Source organism: Halomonas sp. GD1P12 (assembly GCF_025725645.1).
In the GTDB taxonomy this organism is placed as follows: domain Bacteria; phylum Pseudomonadota; class Gammaproteobacteria; order Pseudomonadales; family Halomonadaceae; genus Vreelandella.
The window spans coordinates 1,363,031-1,382,815 of the sequence record NZ_CP107007.1; the positions used below are offsets into that span (position 1 = coordinate 1,363,031).

Below are 19,785 nucleotides of genomic sequence, written 5' to 3' on the forward strand. Positions count from 1 at the left end.
AAAGATCGGCGCGACTTATTGTTATCGACTCAAAAGCGATTCGCCGGCCGAGCAGTCAATTTTACTTCACCCCCTGAAGGGGTGAAGGTCAAGGTTTTTATTCATCACACGCTATTCGTCACACGCTATTCGTCACCAAGGGCCAGCAGCGAGGCGTTGCCGCCGAGTGCCGCCGTATTGTTGGTGATGGTTTTCTCGGTGACGAAGCGCTGCAGGTAGTGCGGGCCGCCCGCCTTCGGGCCGGTGCCGGAGAGGCCCTGGCCGCCGAAGGGCTGCACGCCCACCACCGCGCCGATGATGTTGCGGTTGATATAGACGTTGCCGACACGAATGCGCTTGGCGATGTGGGCAGCGAACGACTCGTTGCGGCTGTGAACGCCGAAGGTGAGCCCGTAGCCGCGGGCGTTGATGGTATCGATCACCTTTTCGATGTCGCGGGCTTTATAGCGCACGATGTGCAGTACTGGTCCGAACTGCTCGCGCTCGAGCGCCTCGATGCTGTCGATGGTGAAGGCCACCGGCGCCACGAAGGTGCCGTTCTGGGTGTACTGAGCCGCCATCGGCGTTTCGGCGACCAGACGGTTCTCGCCCTTGAGCTTTTCGATGTGCGCCATCAGCCCTTCGCGAGCTTCCTCGTCGATCACCGGGCCGACGTCGGTGCCGAGATCGCGCGGGTCGCCGATGCGCAGCTCGTTCATCGCGCCCTGGAGAATCTCGATGACCCGGTCGGCGATGTCATCCTGCAGGTAAAGCACGCGCAGTGCCGAGCAGCGCTGGCCGGCGCTTTGAAACGCGGACTGGATCACATCGACCACCACCTGTTCCGGCAGGGCGCTGGAGTCCACGATCATCGCGTTCATGCCGCCGGTTTCGGCGATCAGCGTCGGCAGCGGCGCGTTTTCGCGCGCGGCGAGCGAGCGGTTGATCAGCTGCGCGGTGTCGGTGCCGCCGGTGAAGACCACGCCGGTAATGCGCGAATCGCCGCTCAGCACGCTGCCCACGGTCGGGCCGTCGCCGGGCAGAAGCTGTACCACGTCGCGCGGGATGCCGGCCTCGTGCATGAGCTCGACCACACGGTGGGCGATGATCGAGGTCTGCTCGGCGGGCTTGGCGAGTACGGTGTTGCCAGCGACCGCGGCGGCGACGATCTGGCCGCAGAAGATCGCCACCGGGAAGTTCCACGGGCTGATCGCGGCGAACACGCCCTTGCCGCCCATGGTCAGGCGGTTGGACTCACCGGTCGGGCCGGGCAGCTCGATCACCTCACCAAAGGACTCCTCGGCGCGCATGGCGTAGTAGCGGCAAAAATCCACCGCTTCCTTGATTTCGTCGACGCCGTCGGTCAAAAGCTTGCCGCCTTCACGTGAGCACAGCGTCATCAGCTCCGGCATGTGCTCTTCCATGAGATCCGCCAGCCGGCGCAACATCGCAGCGCGCTCAGAAACCGGCGTGTCGTCCCAGCGCGGGAACGACGCCCAGGCGGCGTCCAGCGCTTTGGCCGCCTGCTCCTTGCTCGTCCACTGCACGGTGCCCACGCTCAGGGAACGATCGAACGGCACCTTGACCTCGTGGGTCGCACCCGCATCGTCTTCGATGTCGAAGGCCAGCAGCGGTTTGACCGTGTACTGCGTGTCCATGAACGCGGCCATCTTTTCCTTGAGCGGGTCATGATGGCTGCGGATGTTCAGGTTCACGCCGCGCGAGTTCTTGCGCTTCGGGCCATAAATGTCGCGCGGGGCCGGAATGCGGGTATTGGTATAGGTATCGTACTGCTTGAGCGTCTCGACCGGGTGCTGGCAAAGCCACTCTACCGGCACGTCCGGGTCGACGAGCTGATGCACGAAGGAGGAGTTGGCGCCGTTTTCCAGAAGCCGGCGGACCAGGTAAGGCAGTAGATCCTTGTGGGCGCCGACCGGGGCGTAGATACGGCAGTACGTACCTTCCGGGGCGCGGGTGAGGGCGGCATCGTAAAGCGCCTCGCCCATGCCGTGCAGGCGCTGGAACTCGAAGGCACGGTTGCCGGCATTGGCCAGCTCTACGATCGCCGTCACGGTGTGAGCGTTGTGGGTGGCGAACTGCGGGAAGATGCGCCCCTGGGTGTCGTCACTGAGCAGAAACTGTGCGCAGGCCAGGTACGCCACGTCGGTACACGCCTTGCGGGTGTAGACCGGGTAGCCGTCGACGCCCAGCTGCTGCGACTCCTTGATCTCGCTGTCCCAGTAGGCGCCTTTCACCAGACGCAGCGGAATCTCGTCGCCCTGCTCGTCGGCCAGCCGGTTCAGGTAGTGGAGCACCGGCAGCGCGCGTTTGGAGTAGGCCTGGACCACGAGGCCGAAGTGGCCCCAGCCGCGGGCAGCGTCGCTTTCGTAAATGGCGCGGAACACCTCGAGCGAAAGCTCCAGACGGTCGACTTCTTCGGCATCGATGGTCAGCGCGACGTCGAGCTCGCGAGCGCGGCGAACCAGCTTGATCACGGTATCGACCAGCTCGGCGAGCACCTGCTCGCGGCGGCCGAACTCGTAGCGCGGGTGCAGCGCGGAGAGCTTGATCGACACCGACGGCTTCGGCGTTTTGGCGTCCAAACGCTGGGAGGTCTTGCCGACAGCCTCGATGGCCTTGGCGTAGTCATCGAAATAGCGCTTGGCGTCGTCACGGGTGCGCGCGGCTTCGCCCAGCATGTCGTAGGAGTAGGTGTAGCCCTTGTTGAACAGCGGCTTCGAGCGCTTGAGTGCCTCGTCGATGTCGCGCCCGAGTACGAACTGCTTGCCCATGATCTTCATCGCCTCGACCATGGCGCGGCGAATCACCGGCTCGCCCATGCGGTTGACCAAGCGGTTGATGAAGTTCGCCGGCTGGCCTTCACGCGGGTGGTCGAGCTTGAGCACACGGCCGGTCATCAAAAGCCCCCAGGTCGAGGCGTTGACCATCCAGGACTCGCTCTTGCCGACGTGGGACTGCCAATCCGCCGGGCCCAGCTTGTCCTCGATCAGCGCGTCCGCCGTGGCCTTGTCCGGAATGCGCAGCATCGCCTCGGCCAGACACATCAGCATCAGGCCTTCGTGAGTGTCCAGGCTGTACTGCTGTAACAGCTCGTCGATGGTGTCGACGGCGGTATCCATTTTACGCACGTCGCGCACAAGCTCGGCGGTGTTGGCACCGATACGTTCGAAATCCTCGCGCCCGGCGTCCAGCACCTTGATCAACTCGGCAACGTAGTGGTCTTCATCGACGATGTAATGATCGCTTACGGTCTTCAAAAGCGAATCGAGATCGGTTTGCCACACGGCAGGGTCACGCATTTTTTTGGCGTTGAGCATTTTGGCCCCCGGGAGTTGGTAGGTGGAAAACGGCCGAGCGGTACGCCCGATGACGCTCGAATGTAGAGCGCCGGGCGAGCGGGTGTATGTCAGTTTCGCGCCAAAACGTGTCGATTTCACGGAAAGCGCGGTGTCGTGTCGCTGGCACGACGCTCTGGGCTCAGTGTCGTTGGCTTAACGCCATCCGTCGAGCGTGGCGTGGGATGACGCGGCGCCGGACGCCGCCGTGCCGGGCGCCGCTGCGCCCGGCGCGGGCGTACTCAGCTGATTGCGCAGCGCCCGCGGTGAGCAGCCGTAGCGGCGACGAAAGGCGTGTGAAAGCGCGCTTTGATTGGCAAAGCCGGTTTGTACGGCAATGTCGGCCAGCGCCAGCCGGCTCTGGGCGACCAGCTCCCGCGCCGCGCTCAGGCGCTTTTGACGAACGTACTGCCAGGGCGAGAGCCCGGTTTGGGTGCGAAAGCGTGCCGAGAAGTGGGCCTCGCTCAGACACGCCAGCCGAGCCAGATCCGCCACCTTCAAGGGCTCAGCGAGCCTTGCGGTAATGAAGCGGTCGATCGGCGCCAAATCCAGCTGGCGGCGCGAGGCGGGCAGGGGGGTCGCCAGGCGCGCCTTCAAGGCGCCGAGCAGGGTTGCGGCGACCCGGTCGGGCTGTTGCTCCAGCGCCTGGCCATAAAAACCGTGATCGAGTTCGCTTTCGACGAACGCCAGGTAGTGGCGAAGCGCGCCGTCGAGGGCGAAAAAGCGCGGCGCGTCGAACAGCGCGATCAGTTCGCGGTGCTCGCCGGTCAGCGCCGGGGCGTCATCGGGAATATCGAAGATGAGCTGGCGGTTGTAGCCCTGCCCGGAGTAGTAGTGTTCGTGGTTGGCGGGCACCAGGCAGCCGGAAAACGCGTTGACTCGCCCGCCGAGCCCCTCGATCTCGAACGTCGACGAGCCGCAGAGCGTGATCACGATCTGATGGAAGTCGTGAGCGTGGCTCTTGACCGCGCTCGAAAGCGGCAGTTGGCGAATGGTGCTAAGCATTGACGAACTCCTCTCGGGCATGGCGGGACGTTAGGGTCTGTCTGAAAAGTCGGTGAGCGAAGACAAGACAAGGCAAAAATTGGCGAAGAAACGGAGTTTTCAGTGTGTAAATGAGTATTCTGATCGAACTCGCGCACGAGCCAATTTTTAACGCCATATTGTCGAGCGCAGGCACTTTTCAGACAGAGCCTAGCGCTGGCGCAGGGCGGTGTGTGCGGCAAGGTGATCGCGCAGCGCCTGAAGCTCCTGCTGGCCCGCCGCGTTGAGAAGCGGCTTGCCCTGGGCGATCTGCCAGCGCCGGCCGTACTGTTCCATGAGCTGTGAGGCCCGGCGGCGCACGCCGTCGAGATACTCGTCATGACGAATGGGGTAGCCGATCATGGCGTTCCACTCGGTTTCGCTGACCCGGCTTGCCAGCGCCTTGTCGAAGAGCGCGAGCAAATCCTTGGGCTCGGTGCGATAACGCGGGGTGCTGGTCGTCATCAAGATGACCAGCACCGAACCGATCACCAGCAAACAAACGCCAAGCACCAATAAATAAAGCGCCATTACTCGTGCTCCTTACCGGTTCGAACGCGGTCGCCGCCCGCTTGCGGGTAGAAAATTTTTGTCCCGTTGAGAACTTTTTACCAAATCGCTGTCAGATAGTGTACAGGCAACGCGTTATAGCCTTCGCTACGGCCGCATCCTTGCGACAGTAGCCGCTAGAAGTGTTGTACTGGCTTCTTTTTCGATCCCTTGCTTCCGCTGCCTTCTGGCAGCGGTTTTTTTTTGGCTTGCCTATACTACTGCTATTTTGACCGGTCTGCATTGATCAGGCGCTTGCGCTAAATGCGGCGAAGCGCCGGCATTGACACACAAGGAGCCGACTATGGATGCCCGCGAATACATGAACCGTAAAGGCGTTGGCGTCGAGCGCGACCCGGATCGGCCCAATACGCTGGAAGAGAAAGCCTGGGCCAGGGCTCGAGGCGCCGGTGACGGGCGGCCCAAATCCGGTACGCCCCACGACTGGGAAGACTGGGAACGCTACCACGAGGATCTGGCGGACGACGCCGATACCCTCGAGCAGAAAATCGATAAAGAGGCGCATCGTAAGGCCGTCGAACGCGAGCGTCGCGAGAAAAAAGCGCAACACGCACCGGTAGAACGCGAAGAAGTGAGCTCGCCCGCCAGGGCCAGCGCCGTCGAGCACTTCACTCCCGAACCCGCTAAGCCCGATAAAGTGGCGGCGCCAACGCCGGACGTCAAATCGCCGGGGAACGACTCAGTTAAAGTCTCGGTCGATGAGCCTGCCGGACTCAAGGCCGCCTACGCGGCGCTGTCGGTACTGCTGCCACCGCTGGGTATCGGACTTGCCGGCGGCGGGGCCAGGCGCGTGGCGATCGCGCTGGTATTGACGCTTTTGGGCTGGCTGCCCGGCATCATCTACGCACTCGCCTGGGTGCTTCGCCGCTAACGAACCTCGTGCGCCGAGCTTTACCTTTTCCCCGAGCGCCGTATAATCCCGTCAACCTTTAATAATAGCTGGGGTTTACTATGGGGTATCTCGTTGGCGTCACGGCGCTCTGGGCGTTCTCGTTCTCGCTGATCGGTGTCTATCTTTCCGGGCAGGTGGATAGCTACTTCGCCGTGCTGGTGCGGGTGTCGCTGGCGCTACTGGTGTTTCTGCCGTTTTTGCGGCCCAGACTTTTGAGCTGGCGCGACCGGTTTACGCTCATGGCGCTTGGTGCGCTTCAGCTCGGCGTCATGTACACCTTTCTCTACCACTCCTTTTTGCTGCTTTCGGTGCCCGAGGTGGTGCTGTTCACCGTGCTCACGCCGATCTACATCGCGCTGCTCGACGACCTGCTCTTTCGACGCTTCACACCGATCTATCTGGTGACCGCGACACTGGCGGTGATCGGCGCCGCAGTGATTCGCTACCAGGGCGTGGACAGCGGCTTCTGGCTCGGTTTTTTGGTGGTCCAGGGCGCGAACTTGAGCTTTGCAATCGGCCAGGTGGGGTATCGCCGGCTGGCCGCCCGGCAGTCTCAAACGCTTGCCTGGCACCACGTGTTTGGCTGGTTTTTCATCGGCGCGCTGATCGTCGCACTGCCGGCCTTTTTGCTATTGGGTGACATTCAGGCGCTGCCCACCACGACGCTTCAGTGGGGCGTACTCGCCTGGCTTGGGCTTGCGGCCTCGGGCGTGGGCTATTTCGCCTGGAACCAGGGGGCGACCCGGGTCGATGCCGGCACGCTTGCGATCATGAACAATGCGCTGGTACCGGCGGGGCTGATCGTCAACCTGGTAATCTGGAACCGCGACGCCGATATAGGGCGGCTGGCACTGGGCGGGCTGATCATCGTCGCCTCGCTCTGGCTCAATCAGTGGTGGCTCAAGCGCCGCCAACTCACCGGCACGCTCGAGCGCGCCTGAGCCGCCAGGTTGTCGCTCTCAAGGCCTGCTTTGCCGATAAGTATCGGATAAACAAGGCGCCGGATTTGCCCGCGTGCGGGCGGGTCTTCATAATGGGCGATAACGACAGTGAGAGCCGCCCATGCCCACCACGCCAACCCGTACGTCCAGCATGACCAACGCGACGGTCGAAAGACCGTTCAATACGATCGGCCTGATCGGCCGGCTCGGCAGCGACAAGGTAGTCGATTCGCTCTCGCGGCTGGTGGCGTATCTGGTCGAACATGACTATCGCGTGTTGGTCGAGGATCGCACTGCCACGATGATTCCCGATCATGGCCAGCCGGAAACCAGCCGGCGCATGCTCGGCGAGCGCTGCGACCTGGTGATCGTGGTCGGCGGCGATGGAAGCCTTCTGGGCGCGGCGCGCTCGCTGTGCCAAAGCGGCACCCTGATTCTGGGCGTCAACCGCGGGCGGCTCGGCTTTCTCACCGATATCTCCCCGGACGAGCTCGAAACCCGGGTCGGTGAGGTGCTGGCGGGGCAGTTCGAGGTCGAAGAGCGCTTTTTGCTCGACGCGGTGCTCTACCGCAACGGCGTGGCGGTGGGCCGGGGCGACGCGCTCAACGAAGTGGTGGTGCACCCGGGCAAGGCGGTGCGCATGATCGAATTCGAACTCTTCGTCGACGGCCGCTTCGTCTACAGTCAGCGAAGTGATGGGCTGATCGTCGCCACGCCTACCGGCTCGACGGCCTACGCGCTCTCCGGCGGCGGGCCGATCATGCACCCCAAGCTCGACGTCGTAACGCTGGTGCCGATGTTTCCCCATACGCTTTCGAGCCGGCCGATCGTGATCGACGCGGCGAGCGAAATCCGGATTCATATCGGCGAAACCAACCACACCTACCCGCACATCAGCTGCGACGGCCAGACCCGCGCGGTGGCCAAGCCCGACGACGTGCTGGTGATCACTCGCAAGCCCGCCCGCGTTCAGCTCGTTCATCCGTTGGGCCACAATTTTTACGACATCCTGCGCAGCAAGCTGGGCTGGAGTCATCGGCTGGGGGATTGATGAGCCAGGGGTATGATCTCATTGGCGACGTCCACGGCTGCGGGGCGACGCTTTCGACGCTGCTCGAAAAGCTGGGCTACGAACAACGCGCCGGGGTGTATCGCCACCCGACGCGCAAGGCCGTCTTTCTGGGCGATTTGATCGACCGCGGCCCGCGTATTCGCCTGGCGGTGCAGATCGCCCGGCGCATGGTCGACGAAGGCGAGGCCTATATCGTGATGGGCAATCATGAGCACCACGCCCTGGCCTACACCCATCCCGCTCCGAGGGGGAGCGAGCGGCGCTGGCTGCGCGAGCATTCGCCGCGCCACAACCGCATCATCGCCGACACGCTCTACCAGTACCGCGACCACACCAACGAGTGGGAAGACACGCTCGCCTGGTTCAAGACGCTGCCGCTGTTTCTGGAGTTCGACGACTTTCGCGTGGTGCACGCCTGCTGGGACGCAGCGCTGATCGAGGCGCTCAAGAAGCGCTCGCCCAACGCGTGTCTGACCGATGAATTGCTGGAGGAGTCCGCCGACTCATCGACCGAGGCGTTTGCCATCGTCGACCGGCTGACCCGAGGGCCCAGCATCGCACTGCCCGAAGGCGTGGCCATCCACTCCGGCGATGGCTTTACGCGCAAAAGTTTTCGCGCCCATTTCTGGGCCGCCAATCCCAAGCGCTGGGGCGACGTGGTGTTTCAGCCGGACAACCTGCCGGATCACCTGGAAACCCGGCCGCTGAGCGAGGCCGAGCGCGAAGGGCTTGGCTATTACGACGCCGAGCAGCGGGCGCTGTTCATTGGCCACTACTGGTGTGAGGGGATTCCGGCGCTGCCCGCGCGCAACATCGCGTGTCTGGATTACAGCGCGGTGAAGTATGGGCGGCTGGTGGCCTATCGTTTCGACGGCGAGCGTGAATTGAGCGCCGACCGCTTCGTTTGGGTGGACGTTCACCGTGAAGAGAGCAGCCGCATTTGAGCGGGCTACCGAGCGCTTTCTAATTCAGATTATGAGTAGATACATTAAGAAACATCTTTTTTTGAAAATGGCTGAACTAACCCCGCCGCTGGCTATCAGAGTAAGTGTTCCCTTGAATGATCCCTTGCTTTAAGCCGGCGGCCCCCTCCGCCGGTTTTTTTATGCGCACGATTTACGCTCATGACGAAACCACCGCGCCGGGCAGCCGATCCTTTACTCCAGGGAGGTGTCATGCACCCCGTCATGCTGTTACCCGTTGATGCCGACACGCGTGAGCTTCGCCAGGCGCTCTGGCACTACCGGATTGGTCATCGGATCACCGAAGAGCCGGAGGGCCTGACGCTGTGGCTCGCCGACCCCCGTCAGAAAACCGAGCTGACCGCGCTGGTGCGCCGCTGGCAGCAGGGCGAAACGCTGATTACCGGCCCGCGCCCCCAAAGCGCTCAGCGCACTCAGGGCGCCACGCTTTTACGCCGCCTGCCCGTTACATCGCTCATCATCGGTTTGAGCGTTTTAGTCTTCGTGCTCATGAATACCCTGGGCGACGGCGTACTTACGGCGCTGACCATCGTGCCGGTGGGCGTCGCCAACGGCCAGCTGGTGGCTCAGAGTCTGATGGAGACGCTGACCGGCGGCCAGCTGTGGCGGCTTTTGACGCCGGCATTTTTGCACTTTGGCCTGATGCACCTGATCTTCAATCTGATGTGGGTGTGGTACTTCGGTCGTCAGATCGAGGCGTTGCAGGGCAGCCGCGTGATGTTGGCGCTGCTGCTGGTGGCGGGCATCGGCTCGAATCTGGCGCAGTACGCCACCGGCACGGTGCTGTTCGGCGGCATGTCCGGGGTGGTGTATGCGCTGTTGGGCCACGTCTGGCTCGTCTCACGTAAGCGCCCCGAAAGCGGCTTTTTCGTGCCGCAGATGCTGGTGGTGTTCATGCTGGGGTGGATGGTGTTCACCATGACCTCGCTTGCCGAGTGGGTGGGCTTTGGCAACGTGGCCAATGAGGCGCACCTGGGCGGGCTACTCGTGGGGCTGGCCTCGGGCTGGTACTATTGCGCCAAACGTCCACGGTCCACGCCCTGACCTTCGATACGACTGGAGCCCTGCATGAATGATATGAGCTTTGAGCGCATGATCAGCCAGATGACCCCGAGCATTTACGAAAGCCTCAAGCAGGCGGTATCACTGCGTAAATGGCCGGATGGCCGCTTTTTGACCGCCGAGCAAACCGAGCTTTGTCTCGAGGCGGTGATTCGTTTTGAAATCGAAAACAACGTGCCCGACGAGAACCGGGTGGGCTATCTCGAGCGGCGCACCTGTGGCGCAGGGGCTACCGGCGCGGGCGTTTCGCCGGAGATGGCGGGCCTGGGCCGGGATGTCTCGGGTGACTGATCTGTTCGCAAGCGAGTCAAGCGCCGTGCGTGTGTCCGGCCATCTGAGCAAAATGGCGGGCACGCTCGAGGCACCTGGCAGTGAAGTCACGTATCACCTGCGCGCCGGCGAGCAACGACTGGCGCTCAACGCGTTGATCGGCACGCCGCTTCGCCTGCACTTTGATGGCCACATTGCCTGCACCCACTGCGGGCGCAAGACCAACAAGAGCTTCGCCCAGGGCTACTGCTACCCGTGCTTCAAACGCCTGGCGCAGTGCGACACCTGCATCATGAAGCCGGAAACCTGCCACTATTTTCAGGGCACCTGCCGCGAGCCGGAATGGGGCGAGGCGCACTGTTTCACCCCGCACATCGTCTATCTGGCCAACTCCTCCGGGCTCAAGGTCGGCATCACCCGCAAGACCAACATGCCCACCCGCTGGATCGACCAGGGCGCCATCCAGGCGCTGCCGATCATGGAAGTGGCCAGCCGCCAGCAGTCCGGCTTCGTCGAGATGCTGTTCAAGGAGCACGTATCGGATCGCACCAACTGGCGCGCCATGCTCAAGGGCGAGGTCGAACCGCTCGATCTGATCAAGGAGCGCGACCGGCTGCTCGAGGCCGTTGCCAGCGGCCTGGACGCGCTACGCGAGACCTACGGGGGGGAGGCGATTCGGTTACTCGATGAAACCCCGCTCGATATTCGCTACCCGGTCGAGTCGTTCCCCCGCAAGATCGCCTCGCACAATTTCGACAAGCAGCCGGTGGTCGAGGGCGTACTGAACGGCGTCAAGGGCCAGTACCTGATCTTCGATACCGGCGTCATCAACCTGCGCAAGTTTACCGGCTACCATGTAAGCGTTGACTCGCTTTGCTAGCCAGCCCGTGGCTAGTTGGCTAAGGTAAGAACAGCCTCAACCCCTGACCGGCCCGGCAGAGGCGGGCGGGGGGCTCGGTGAACGTGCTCACTCGATTGCAAGCCTTCTGGCTGGCTCGGCCTTCCGGCGGACTCCAGCGTCTTCATTTGACGTGCTTCTCATTCGAAAGCGCTTTTAAAGCATTGCAAGGACGCCGTGATGCCCTGGTTAAAACTTCTTCATATCGCAGCGCTGGTGATTTGGTGCGGCTCGCTGCTGTATCTCCCGGCGCTGTTAAATCACAGTCTGGCGCTTCGCCGGGATGCGGGCTTTGCTCAGGGCACCCCGCCCATGCCGCGTTTTTTCTACAACACCGTTGCCACACCCGCCGCACTTTTGGCGATCGGCTCCGGCACCCTGCTGTTTCTACTTCATGACTTGATGGGCGGCTGGCTGATTTTGAAGCTCGGCGCGGTCGTGCTGATGGTGGCAGCCCACGGCGCCTTTGGCTGGCTAATTCTGCGCCTGGAAATGGGGATCTATCGCGGCGTCAAAACCGCCACGCTGCTGGGGCTTCTGCTCAGCCTGGTGGGGATCTTCGGCGTGCTGGGGTTCGTACTGGCAAAGCCCCTGGCGTGGGGCTAGGCGATGAGAAATAAAAGGTGCTTCAAGCGTAAACAGTGTGGCGTGGGCCGTGGGGCGGTGTCATTCGTCGACGTCGACGCCGACCGCGTGTTCGTAAACGAGTTGGCCGCCGAGCCAGCCGGCCAGCGCAATCAGGGCGCCGGTGACCAGCGATATCGCAAGCCCCCAGGGCAGAATGGCTTCCGGCGAATTCAGACGCAACAGCCAGTTCAGCGAGGCAAGCGAGAGCATCACCACGGCGACGATGGCATGGCTCCAGCCAGTGATCAAACGGCGAATACGCGACACCGTGACCAGATCAATTATGCCGGCGATCGAGGCGATCCAGCCGCCAAAGGCACCGACGCCTGCAAGCCACAGGCCGCTGCGCTCCCAGAAGGGGTCACCCGTGTACCAGTAACCCAGATCGCTTGCGACCAGCGCCATCAATGCCGCCACCGGGAAGTGAATCATGACCGGATGAAGCGGGTGACCGGCCAGCGAGGCGCGGCTTTTTATGGAACGCTGCGGAGTGGATGCCATGGACACGTCCTGTGGGCAGACAAAGGGAAAAGAGTATGAGGGAACGTAACCATTCGGCGCCGCCCCCAAGGCGTATTCAACGCGCATCGCGACGGCGGGTCAACCTGGCCGCGTTAACGCTTTTACTGGCCGCGCCGATACTATTGGCCGGCTGCGGCGGCGACCACTCGATCTTGAACCCGGCGGGGCCGGCGGCGCGCGATATCCGCCTGATCTGGTTCGTCATGCTGGGCTTCGGAACCGTCGTGTTCGTCGTCGTGATCGCGCTTTGGCTCTATACCTTCAAAAAGCGTTACGTTACCCGCACTCCCGCCCAGGAGCGGCGCATCGGCCGACGCTGGATCATCGGCGGCGGTATCATTCTGCCCACACTCACGGTCATTGCGCTTTTGATGTTTGGCGTGCCCACCGGCAAGCGCATGCTGACGCTGCCGCTGGACGAGCCGCCGGAGGTGATCGAGGTCATCGGGCATCAGTGGTGGTGGGAGGTACGCTACCCGGGGGCCGAAGGTGGTGAGGTCGTGACCGCCAATCAACTCATGATGCCTGCCGGCGAGCCGGTGGACTTTCATGTCACCGCCGCCGATGTCATCCACGGCTTCTGGATTCCGCGTTTGGGCGGCAAGATCGACATGCTGCCCGGGCGTATCAACCGCATTCGCCTGGAGGCCGACGAGCCCGGCGTGTTCGGCGCCCAGTGCGCCGAGCTTTGCGGCGTGGGCCATGCTCATATGCAGCTTCACGTCGAGGCGCTGCCGCGTGCGGAGTTCGACGCCTGGCTTGCCGCGCGCAGTGACGAGGCGCTGGCCGAGCTTGCCGCCCAAAACGCAGCCTTCGATACCGCCCGCGACAACTTCACTCGGTTCTGTTCTGGCTGCCACCAGGTGGCGGGTATCAGTTCGAGCAACATCGGCCCGAATCTCTCGGATGTCGGTGGCCGCGAAGCCTTGGGCGCCGGCGTAATGGCCATGGAGGAGGGCGCGGTCTACCAGTGGCTGAGAAACCATCAGACGCTCAAGCCCAGTAACCTGATGCCGCGACACGACGATCTGGATAACGAAACGCTTAGGGACCTGGGTGCCTGGCTGGAGACTTTAACCCCATGACAACCATCAATCGTCAAGCGACGCCCCAGGACCCGCAAGAGCCGGGGGACGGCCGCACGCTGCACGACGACCTGCACGACATTTGGGGCAACCCGCGCGGCATCAAGGCGCTGACCATCGTCAACCACACCACGCTCGGGTTACGCTTCATGATCACCGGGATGGCGTTTTTCCTGTTCGGCGGCATTTTGTCGATGCTGGTGCGCACCCAGCTCGCCACACCCGACCAGAACTTCATGACCCCGGAGATCTATAGCCAGGTCACCACCATGCACGGCACGGTGATGATGTTCTTGTTCGCCATTCCCGTGCTCGAGGGGCTGGCGATCTACATGATTCCGAAGATGATCGGCGCCCGTGATTTGGTCTGCCCCAGGCTGACCTCACTTGGCTACTTCTGCTACCTTTTCGGCGGCATCATTCTGGCCTCGAGCCTGGTCATCGAAATGGCGCCCAATGCCGGCTGGTTCATGTACACGCCGCTTTCGAGCAGCGAGTATTCGCCGGGGCTCGGCTCGGATTTTTGGCTGTTGGGCATCACCTTCGTCGAAATCTCGGCGCTCTCCGCCGGGGTCGAGATCGTCGTCTCCATATTGCGCACCCGCACCCAGGGCATGGCGCTGCACAAGATGCCGCTGTTTGCCTGGTACATTCTCGCCATGGCGCTGATGATCGTGGTCGGCTTTCCACCCTTGATTCTGGGCAGTATCCTGCTCGAGCTCGAGCGTGCGGTCGGCATGCCGTTTTTCCAGGTGGCCGGTGGGGGCGATCCGCTTTTATGGCAGCACCTTTTCTGGCTCTTTGGCCACCCGGAGGTGTACATCATCTTCCTGCCCGCCGCGGGCATCATTTCCACGCTGATTCCGGTATTCGCCGGCCGGCCGATCGTCGGCTACGGCTGGGTGGTGTTCGCCATCATCGTCACCGGCTTCATCAGCTTCGGGCTTTGGGTGCACCACATGTTCACGGTGGGGATCCCCCAGCTCGCCCAGGCGTTCTTTTCGGCGGCGAGTATGCTGGTGGCGGTGCCCACCGCCATTCAGGTGTTCGTGTGGCTGGCCACGCTGTGGCTCGGTAAACCGAAATTCAAACTGCCGATGCTCTGGGTGTTGGGCTTTTTGATCATCTTCGTCTGCGGCGGTTTGACAGGCGTGATGCTGGCGCTGGTGCCGTTCAACTGGCAGGTACACGACACCCACTTCGTGGTCGCGCACATGCATTATGTGCTGGTCGGCGGCATGCTCTTTCCGCTGATGGCGGGCTTCTACTACTGGCTGCCGCTGTTCTCCGGGCGCATGCCGTCGGAAACCATCGGTCGCTGGGGCTTCTGGCTCACCTTTTTGGGCTTCAACGGCACGTTCTTGATCATGCACTGGACCGGGCTTCTGGGCATGCCGCGGCGTATCTACACTTATGAAGCGGGTAACGGCTGGGAGATCTTCAACCTGCTCTCGTCCGTTGCCAGCTTCGTGATGTCCGCCGGCATTGCCATGGTGTTGATCGATATCGCGCTGCACTTTCGCTTCGGCAAGCCGGCCAAACACAACCCCTGGGGCGCGGATACGCTTGAGTGGGCCAATACGATGCCGCCAAGCGCTTATAACTTCGTAAGCCTGCCTAACATCGAAACCCGCCACCCGCTGTGGGACAACCCGGATTTACCGCGCACCATGGCCGAAGGCAAGCACGGCCTGGCGGTGGCGAGCCACGGGCGGCGCGAGATGTGGGGATCTGATTCCATTACCGGCAAGGTGCGCGAAATCGTTCACCTGCCGGGCAACTCCTGGTGGCCGTTTCTGGCCGCGCTGGCGCTGGCCGTGGTGTGTGTCAGCCTGCTGACGCGCCTCTACCCGGTCGCCGCGGTGTTCGTCATCGTCGCCGGGGTGTTTTTGCTGCGCTGGGCCTGGGAGAACGGCGCCCACCCCAAAGCCGCCCCGGACGCCGAGGTCAAGGAAGGCGACCCGCCCCTGCATTCGCGCACCATGAGCGGGCCCGGCGTCTGGGCGATGGCGACGTTCTCGATCGCCAACGGGTCGTTCTTTCTTTCGTATCTTTTCGGCTGGTTCTATCTCTGGACCGTCTCACCCGAGTGGCGCATGCCCGAGGTGTCGCCCCTTTCACTGCTGGTGCTGGTCAGCGCCGGCATCGCGCTCACGGTGGGCGCCGGCGTCATGGAGAAGCTGGTACGCGGGCTTCGCGCCCGCCGCGATAGCGGCCTGATGGGCGGGTTTTTCATCGCCGCGCTGCTGGGCGCGGTGCAGGTGGGGCTGGTGCTCTGGTCGCTGCTGAGTGCCGGGCTCGAGCCTACCCAAACCAGCCACGATGCGATTTTACTGGTGGGGCTGGTATACGCGCTGTTCCATGGGGCGCTTGCGATGATTCTCACCGCGATGCAGGGGTTTCGCGTGCGCTACGGCTACGTGGGTGCCCACGCGCCCTTCGAGCCGGCAGTGGTGGTGCAGCTTTGGCGCTACAACCTGATGACGTTCTGGGTGCTGGTCGGCGCGCTCGGCGTGCTGCCCCGCGTAATGGGAGGCTAGATGATGCCAACCGCGTTCAAGCGACTACACCTTGGCCATCCGGCGCATTTGATCGTCGGGCTCACGCTCTGGAGTATCTGGTTCGTGGCGGTGTACGGCGGGCTGTCGGTGGCCTGCGCCGTAGCGCCGCCGGCACCGGATCAAGGCTCACTGACGGGCCTCAACCTGGGGCTTGGGCTTGTCAGCGTCGCCACCACCGTTTTGCTTTTCTGGCTTGCCTGGGCCGGCTGGAAGGTAGGCCGCGAGCTTACCGGCCGGCCGCGCTTTAACGCGCTGGTCTCCGCTGGGCTCTATCTCTTCTCCGCCTTTGGGGTGGTCTTTACCGGCATGCCGATCATCGGCGTGCCGCCCTGTCTGTAACGCCGGTGGGGCGATCGACGCCATGAGCGATAGCGCGCCCGCCGGCCCGACCGCGCTTTTTAGTCTGCACGGCATGTGGTGTACCAGCTGCGCGCTTGCCGTCGAAGGCGTTTTGAAGCGCGCACCCGGCATTACCCAGGCAAGCGTTCACTATCCCACCGCCACGGTGTACGTACAGGGCGAGGCACAGGCCATCGCGCTTGCAACTCTTGCGCCGCGGGTCTCGCGCATCGGCTATCGGCTGGGCGAGCTCGAGGCGGTGCAGGACGCCGCCGAGCGGCTCGAACAAGAGGGGCGCTACCTGAGTCTTCGTTTGGGGGTCGCCGCGGTGTTCGGCATGTGGACGATGCTCGCCTCGATTCTGATCTACGCCGGCGCCGTACCGGCGGGGCGTATCGAGCTGGTCATGGCCTGGGTTTCCGGCGCCTTTTCGCTTCCCGTGGTGCTCTACGCCGGCGTGCCGTTCTACCGCGCCGGGTTTCGTACGCTGTTGGCCCGCCGGCCAGGCATGGACGTGCTGGTGAGCCTGGGCGTGCTGGGGGCGATGGCGGTGTCGGTCTGGCTTCTTGGCCAGGGGGCTGTCGAGGTGTACTTCGATACGGCCGTCATGCTGATCGCGCTCTTGCTGGTCGGGCGACTGGCCGAAACGCTGTGCCGCCAGCGGGGCCTGAAAGCCTTCGAGGCCTTGGCGCTGGCGCCGGGCGACATTACCCTGGAGCGGGAAGGGCAAATCGCGTCGCACCCGCTGAGCGCTGCGTGCATGAACGATGTTCAACGCCTGGCGCCGGGCGAGACCCTGCTGCTCGACGGTGAACTGATGAGCGCCGGCTGGTTCGATACCGCCACGCTCTCCGGTGAAAGCGTGCCGCGCTATCTGGTCACGGGCCAGCGGGTTTACGCCGGCTACCGCTTCATCGAGGCCGACGACGAAGTGGCCCTTCGGCTTCGGGTAAACGCTACCCCCGGCGAGCGGCGCCGGGATCATTTGTGTGAGCAGATGCGCCTGCTGCAAACCCAAAAGGGCGAGCTTCACAAGCTGGCCGACCGTTTCGCGGCCTGGTTGAGCCCTGTCGCGCTGGTACTTGCGCTAATCACGCTGCCCGTGGCCTTCATGCTGGGCGCGAGCCTTGAAGAGGCGGTGGTACGAGCGCTTTCCGTGCTGGTGGTCGCCTGTCCCTGCGCGGTGGGGCTGGCCGTGCCGCTGGCAACGCTTGCCGGCAGCGACCAGGCGCTGCAGCGCGGCGTGGCCCTGCGAGACCCCGGCGCGTTCGAGACGCTGGCCCGAGTGCGTGCGGTGGCCTTCGATAAAACCGGCACGCTCACCGCTGGCCGCCACCGGGTCGTTCACGCCGAGTGCCGCGATGCGCTCGGTGGTGACTTTCATCGAAAGCTCGCCGCCGCCACCCGGCAAAGCGAGCATCCGCTGGCCCAGGGGCTGTTGCGCTGGGCGCTTGAAAGTGGCGATAAAACTGACGAAGAGGAGGGCGCAAGCCGCGTGGTGCGCCTGGACGAAGTCGCCGGCGCCGGGCGGGTGATCGCTTTTGAGCGCGGCGAGCGCTGGTGGATGGGAAGTTTGGGCTGGCTTGGCGAGCGCGGCGTCACGCTTGAAGGTGCGGCCCATCAGGCCGACCATGCCTTTGCCTCCCAAGTGGTGCTGGCCGACGAGCGCGGGTGGCTGGCAACGTTTTATCTAGCCGACCCGCCGGTGGAGGATGGCCGGGCGAGTGTTCGCGCGCTGCAGGCGCAGGGCTATCTCACGGCGCTGATCAGCGGTGACCGCCAGGGCGCGGTGAGCTGGCTGGGTGAGCAGGTGGGTCTGGCGCCCAATGCGTGCTACGCCCAGCGCTCGCCGGAGGCGAAAGCACGGCTGCTGGCGGGGCTGGCGTCACCCACGCTCTATGTTGGCGACGGGGTCAACGACACGCTGTGTCTGGCCGCCGCGGGGGTGGGCGTTGCGCCCATGCAGGCAAGCGACGCCGCCCGTGAAGGGGCGGCGGCCCAGCTGCTTCGCCCCGGCGTTGGCGGCGTGGTCGAGCTTCTGCGCTTGGCCAGGCGTACCCGCAACGTCATGCGCCAGAACCTGGTGTTCTCGGCGGTGTACAACACCCTGGCGCTGGGGCTGGTCATCGTCATGGCGGTGCCGCCGCTGGCGGCGGTGCTGGCCATGGCGGCGAGCTCTTTAAGCGTGACGCTGAACGCCGCCCGGCTCGCCTGGGCGCCGGTCGACGGTGACCCCGCAAAGGCCTCGCCATGAGCCGGGTCATCGTCTGGGTCGAGGCGCAGCTTCTATGGCTGGTGATGGCGGTGGCCGCGCTGGGGCTTTTGTACCCGGCGGCGGGCGTGGCGCTGGCGCCGCTGATTGGCCCGCTGCTGGCGCTTTTGATGTTCGTCATCAGCCTGACCTTCGATGCCCATCAGGTCGGCGCGGTGCTGCGCCGCCCCTCGCGGCCGCTGCTGGCGCTTTGTCTGGTGTACGGGCCGATGTCGCTACTGGGCTGGCTGACCGGGCGGCTCTTTTTCGGCACCGGGGCGCTCGCCGCGGGGCAGACGCTTCTGGGCACGCTGCCCACCGACGTGTCATCACCGCTTCTGGTGCTGATGGCGCGGGGCAACGTGGCGATGGCGGCGGTGTTCAACGCGATCACTACGGCACTTTCACCGCTGCTGGTCCCGCTGCTGTTTCTCGCGCTTACCGGCATCGAGCTCGACGTGCCGCTTTTCGCCATCGTGGTCGAGCTTTTACTGATCGTTTTCGTTCCGACGCTTCTGGGCGTGGCGCTGCGCACCCGGTTCAGCACAACGCTTGCCCGCTTTGACGACCGCTACGCGGGGCTGGGCTCTATCATCTATCTGCTGATACTGCTGGCGGTGGTGGGGCCCAACGCCGCGACCATTCTGGGGTACGGCGCCTACGCGCTAGTGATCGCTGCCGCAGCGCTGTGTTTGAACCTGGCAGGCTACGCAGTGGGCACGGCGTCCAGGCTGATCACCAATGAGCGGTCAGAGGTGGTGGCGTATCTCTTTACCACGAGCAAGAAGGAGTTCAGCATTGCGGCGGCGTTCGTCGCGGCCTCCGGGCTTTCGCCGGAGATCGCCATTCCCGCGGCGTTTTTCGCCGTCATCCAGATGATTACCTCGCCGCTGGCGGCCAGACTGCTCGTCCGTCGCCCCACTAGCACTTGGGTGAGCGATAAGCGCTAGCAGTAGCCCAGCGCCTCGCCCAGCCTTGTGGCGTGCTCTTTTACCCAGCCACGGTCGATCGCGCCCCAGCTCTCGATCACGTAGCGGCCGATGTTGTGCCGCTCGCCTTCTTGCCCCTCAAAAACGCAAACGATATCGAGCTCGTCGAGCGACTTGATCGTGTCCTGAGCGGTGCGCCGGGGCATGCCGGTGGCCTCGATCAGTGCCGGCACGCTGGCCACGCCCTGGTCGATCAGGTGGGCGACGTAGAGGCGGCGGTAGAAACTCGATCGGGTCTTGCTCAGTGGCTCATTCAAGGGCTTTGTCATTGGGCGTTCCGGTTCGATGGTTGGGGAGGGCGTTAATCGAAATAAGTGAGCGCGGTCACGCGGGCGTCATCAGGCTGTCACCTGCGGCGCGCAACG

Annotated in this window: 18 protein-coding genes; 13 read left to right on the forward strand and 5 right to left on the reverse strand. The window is 63.7% G+C overall.

Going from position 1 to position 19,785, the window contains the following annotated elements:
• Positions 1-125: 125 nt before the first annotated feature.
• From putA to OCT39_RS06350, 3 genes are all read right to left on the reverse strand, one after another.
• Entirely contained in the window at positions 126-3,317 is a 3,192-nt protein-coding gene (putA, locus tag OCT39_RS06340) for a bifunctional proline dehydrogenase/L-glutamate gamma-semialdehyde dehydrogenase PutA (protein ID WP_263586818.1), read from the reverse strand.
• Between the two features lie 174 nt (positions 3,318-3,491).
• Positions 3,492-4,340, reverse strand: coding sequence for a helix-turn-helix domain-containing protein (locus OCT39_RS06345; RefSeq protein WP_263586819.1), 849 nt, complete (start codon positions 4,338-4,340; stop codon positions 3,492-3,494).
• 189 nt (positions 4,341-4,529) lie between these two features.
• Complete coding sequence (locus OCT39_RS06350; RefSeq protein ID WP_263586820.1) at positions 4,530-4,889, reverse strand: hypothetical protein; 360 nt, start codon at positions 4,887-4,889, stop codon at positions 4,530-4,532.
• 322 nt (positions 4,890-5,211) lie between these two features.
• On the opposite strand from OCT39_RS06350, the gene OCT39_RS06355 reads away from it, so the two are divergent.
• The 8 genes from OCT39_RS06355 to OCT39_RS06390 all read left to right on the forward strand — a co-directional run bounded on the left by OCT39_RS06355 (position 5,212) and on the right by OCT39_RS06390 (position 11,652).
• A complete protein-coding gene (locus tag OCT39_RS06355) occupies positions 5,212-5,799 on the forward strand; it encodes a YqaE/Pmp3 family membrane protein (protein WP_263586821.1) in 588 nt (195 codons plus the stop codon).
• Between the two features lie 80 nt (positions 5,800-5,879).
• The gene (locus OCT39_RS06360; RefSeq protein ID WP_263586822.1) at positions 5,880-6,761 is read left to right on the forward strand and encodes a carboxylate/amino acid/amine transporter; all 882 of its coding nucleotides are present in this window, start codon (positions 5,880-5,882) and stop codon (positions 6,759-6,761) included.
• A 121-nt stretch (positions 6,762-6,882) separates the two neighbouring features.
• Positions 6,883-7,812 (forward strand): NAD(+) kinase, encoded by a 930-nt coding sequence (locus OCT39_RS06365; protein ID WP_263586823.1) that lies wholly within the window; start codon positions 6,883-6,885, stop codon positions 7,810-7,812.
• A complete protein-coding gene (locus tag OCT39_RS06370; protein ID WP_263586824.1) occupies positions 7,812-8,777 on the forward strand; it encodes a metallophosphoesterase in 966 nt (321 codons plus the stop codon). Before OCT39_RS06365 ends, OCT39_RS06370 begins: the two co-directional genes overlap by 1 nt.
• A gap of 231 nt (positions 8,778-9,008) precedes the next feature.
• Entirely contained in the window at positions 9,009-9,860 is an 852-nt protein-coding gene (locus tag OCT39_RS06375; protein ID WP_263586825.1) for a rhomboid family intramembrane serine protease, read from the forward strand.
• Between the two features lie 24 nt (positions 9,861-9,884).
• A complete protein-coding gene (locus OCT39_RS06380) occupies positions 9,885-10,169 on the forward strand; it encodes a YeaC family protein (protein ID WP_263586826.1) in 285 nt (94 codons plus the stop codon).
• Positions 10,153-11,028 carry a DUF2797 domain-containing protein gene (locus tag OCT39_RS06385; protein WP_263586827.1) on the forward strand — a complete coding sequence of 292 codons (876 nt, stop codon included), beginning with the start codon at positions 10,153-10,155 and terminating at the stop codon, positions 11,026-11,028. The genes OCT39_RS06380 and OCT39_RS06385 overlap by 17 nt, the downstream gene beginning before the upstream one ends.
• A 198-nt stretch (positions 11,029-11,226) precedes the next feature.
• Positions 11,227-11,652 carry a CopD family protein gene (locus tag OCT39_RS06390; protein WP_263586828.1) on the forward strand — a complete coding sequence of 142 codons (426 nt, stop codon included), beginning with the start codon at positions 11,227-11,229 and terminating at the stop codon, positions 11,650-11,652.
• A 60-nt stretch (positions 11,653-11,712) separates the two neighbouring features.
• Here OCT39_RS06390 and OCT39_RS06395 read toward each other — a convergent pair whose 3' ends face one another.
• The gene (locus OCT39_RS06395) at positions 11,713-12,174 is read right to left on the reverse strand and encodes a DUF2231 domain-containing protein (RefSeq protein ID WP_263586829.1); all 462 of its coding nucleotides are present in this window, start codon (positions 12,172-12,174) and stop codon (positions 11,713-11,715) included.
• 35 nt (positions 12,175-12,209) lie between these two features.
• Between OCT39_RS06395 and coxB the strand changes: the two genes are divergently transcribed.
• The 5 genes from coxB to OCT39_RS06420 are packed head-to-tail and all read left to right on the forward strand — an operon-like array spanning position 12,210 to position 19,381.
• Positions 12,210-13,280, forward strand: coding sequence for a cytochrome c oxidase subunit II (gene coxB, locus OCT39_RS06400; RefSeq protein ID WP_263586830.1), 1,071 nt, complete (start codon positions 12,210-12,212; stop codon positions 13,278-13,280).
• Positions 13,277-15,820 carry a cytochrome c oxidase subunit I gene (gene ctaD, locus OCT39_RS06405; RefSeq protein ID WP_263586831.1) on the forward strand — a complete coding sequence of 848 codons (2,544 nt, stop codon included), beginning with the start codon at positions 13,277-13,279 and terminating at the stop codon, positions 15,818-15,820. Before coxB ends, ctaD begins: the two co-directional genes overlap by 4 nt.
• Positions 15,821-16,180: a hypothetical protein gene (locus OCT39_RS06410; RefSeq protein ID WP_311958201.1), complete on the forward strand. Its 360-nt coding sequence runs from the start codon at positions 15,821-15,823 to the stop codon at positions 16,178-16,180.
• Positions 16,181-16,202: 22 nt separating this feature from the next.
• A complete protein-coding gene (locus OCT39_RS06415) occupies positions 16,203-18,434 on the forward strand; it encodes a heavy metal translocating P-type ATPase (protein WP_263586832.1) in 2,232 nt (743 codons plus the stop codon).
• A complete protein-coding gene (locus tag OCT39_RS06420) occupies positions 18,431-19,381 on the forward strand; it encodes a bile acid:sodium symporter family protein (protein WP_263586833.1) in 951 nt (316 codons plus the stop codon). The genes OCT39_RS06415 and OCT39_RS06420 overlap by 4 nt, the downstream gene beginning before the upstream one ends.
• Here the strand turns inward: OCT39_RS06420 and OCT39_RS06425 are convergent.
• Positions 19,378-19,689, reverse strand: a complete 312-nt coding sequence (locus tag OCT39_RS06425; protein ID WP_263586834.1) for a winged helix-turn-helix domain-containing protein — start codon at positions 19,687-19,689, stop codon at positions 19,378-19,380. The two genes, OCT39_RS06420 and OCT39_RS06425, sit on opposite strands and share 4 nt — an antisense overlap.
• Positions 19,690-19,785: the final 96 nt, after the last annotated feature.

Excerpts from the sequence above, each read along its gene's own strand:
- putA (WP_263586818.1), bottom strand. The coding sequence starts at position 3,317 with ATGCTCAACGCCAAAAAAATGCGTGACCCTGCCGTGTGGCAAACCGAT.
- OCT39_RS06360 (WP_263586822.1), top strand. The coding sequence starts at position 5,880 with ATGGGGTATCTCGTTGGCGTCACGGCGCTCTGGGCGTTCTCGTTCTCG.
- OCT39_RS06420 (WP_263586833.1), top strand. The coding sequence starts at position 18,431 with ATGAGCCGGGTCATCGTCTGGGTCGAGGCGCAGCTTCTATGGCTGGTG.
- OCT39_RS06365 (WP_263586823.1), top strand. The coding sequence starts at position 6,883 with ATGCCCACCACGCCAACCCGTACGTCCAGCATGACCAACGCGACGGTC.
- OCT39_RS06355 (WP_263586821.1), top strand. The coding sequence starts at position 5,212 with ATGGATGCCCGCGAATACATGAACCGTAAAGGCGTTGGCGTCGAGCGC.
- coxB (WP_263586830.1), top strand. The coding sequence starts at position 12,210 with ATGAGGGAACGTAACCATTCGGCGCCGCCCCCAAGGCGTATTCAACGC.
- OCT39_RS06375 (WP_263586825.1), top strand. The coding sequence starts at position 9,009 with ATGCACCCCGTCATGCTGTTACCCGTTGATGCCGACACGCGTGAGCTT.
- OCT39_RS06350 (WP_263586820.1), bottom strand. The coding sequence starts at position 4,889 with ATGGCGCTTTATTTATTGGTGCTTGGCGTTTGTTTGCTGGTGATCGGT.
- OCT39_RS06385 (WP_263586827.1), top strand. The coding sequence starts at position 10,153 with ATGTCTCGGGTGACTGATCTGTTCGCAAGCGAGTCAAGCGCCGTGCGT.
- OCT39_RS06415 (WP_263586832.1), top strand. The coding sequence starts at position 16,203 with ATGAGCGATAGCGCGCCCGCCGGCCCGACCGCGCTTTTTAGTCTGCAC.
- OCT39_RS06410 (WP_311958201.1), top strand. The coding sequence starts at position 15,821 with ATGATGCCAACCGCGTTCAAGCGACTACACCTTGGCCATCCGGCGCAT.
- OCT39_RS06345 (WP_263586819.1), bottom strand. The coding sequence starts at position 4,340 with ATGCTTAGCACCATTCGCCAACTGCCGCTTTCGAGCGCGGTCAAGAGC.
- OCT39_RS06380 (WP_263586826.1), top strand. The coding sequence starts at position 9,885 with ATGAATGATATGAGCTTTGAGCGCATGATCAGCCAGATGACCCCGAGC.
- OCT39_RS06425 (WP_263586834.1), bottom strand. The coding sequence starts at position 19,689 with ATGACAAAGCCCTTGAATGAGCCACTGAGCAAGACCCGATCGAGTTTC.
- ctaD (WP_263586831.1), top strand. The coding sequence starts at position 13,277 with ATGACAACCATCAATCGTCAAGCGACGCCCCAGGACCCGCAAGAGCCG.
- OCT39_RS06395 (WP_263586829.1), bottom strand. The coding sequence starts at position 12,174 with ATGGCATCCACTCCGCAGCGTTCCATAAAAAGCCGCGCCTCGCTGGCC.
- OCT39_RS06390 (WP_263586828.1), top strand. The coding sequence starts at position 11,227 with ATGCCCTGGTTAAAACTTCTTCATATCGCAGCGCTGGTGATTTGGTGC.
- OCT39_RS06370 (WP_263586824.1), top strand. The coding sequence starts at position 7,812 with ATGAGCCAGGGGTATGATCTCATTGGCGACGTCCACGGCTGCGGGGCG.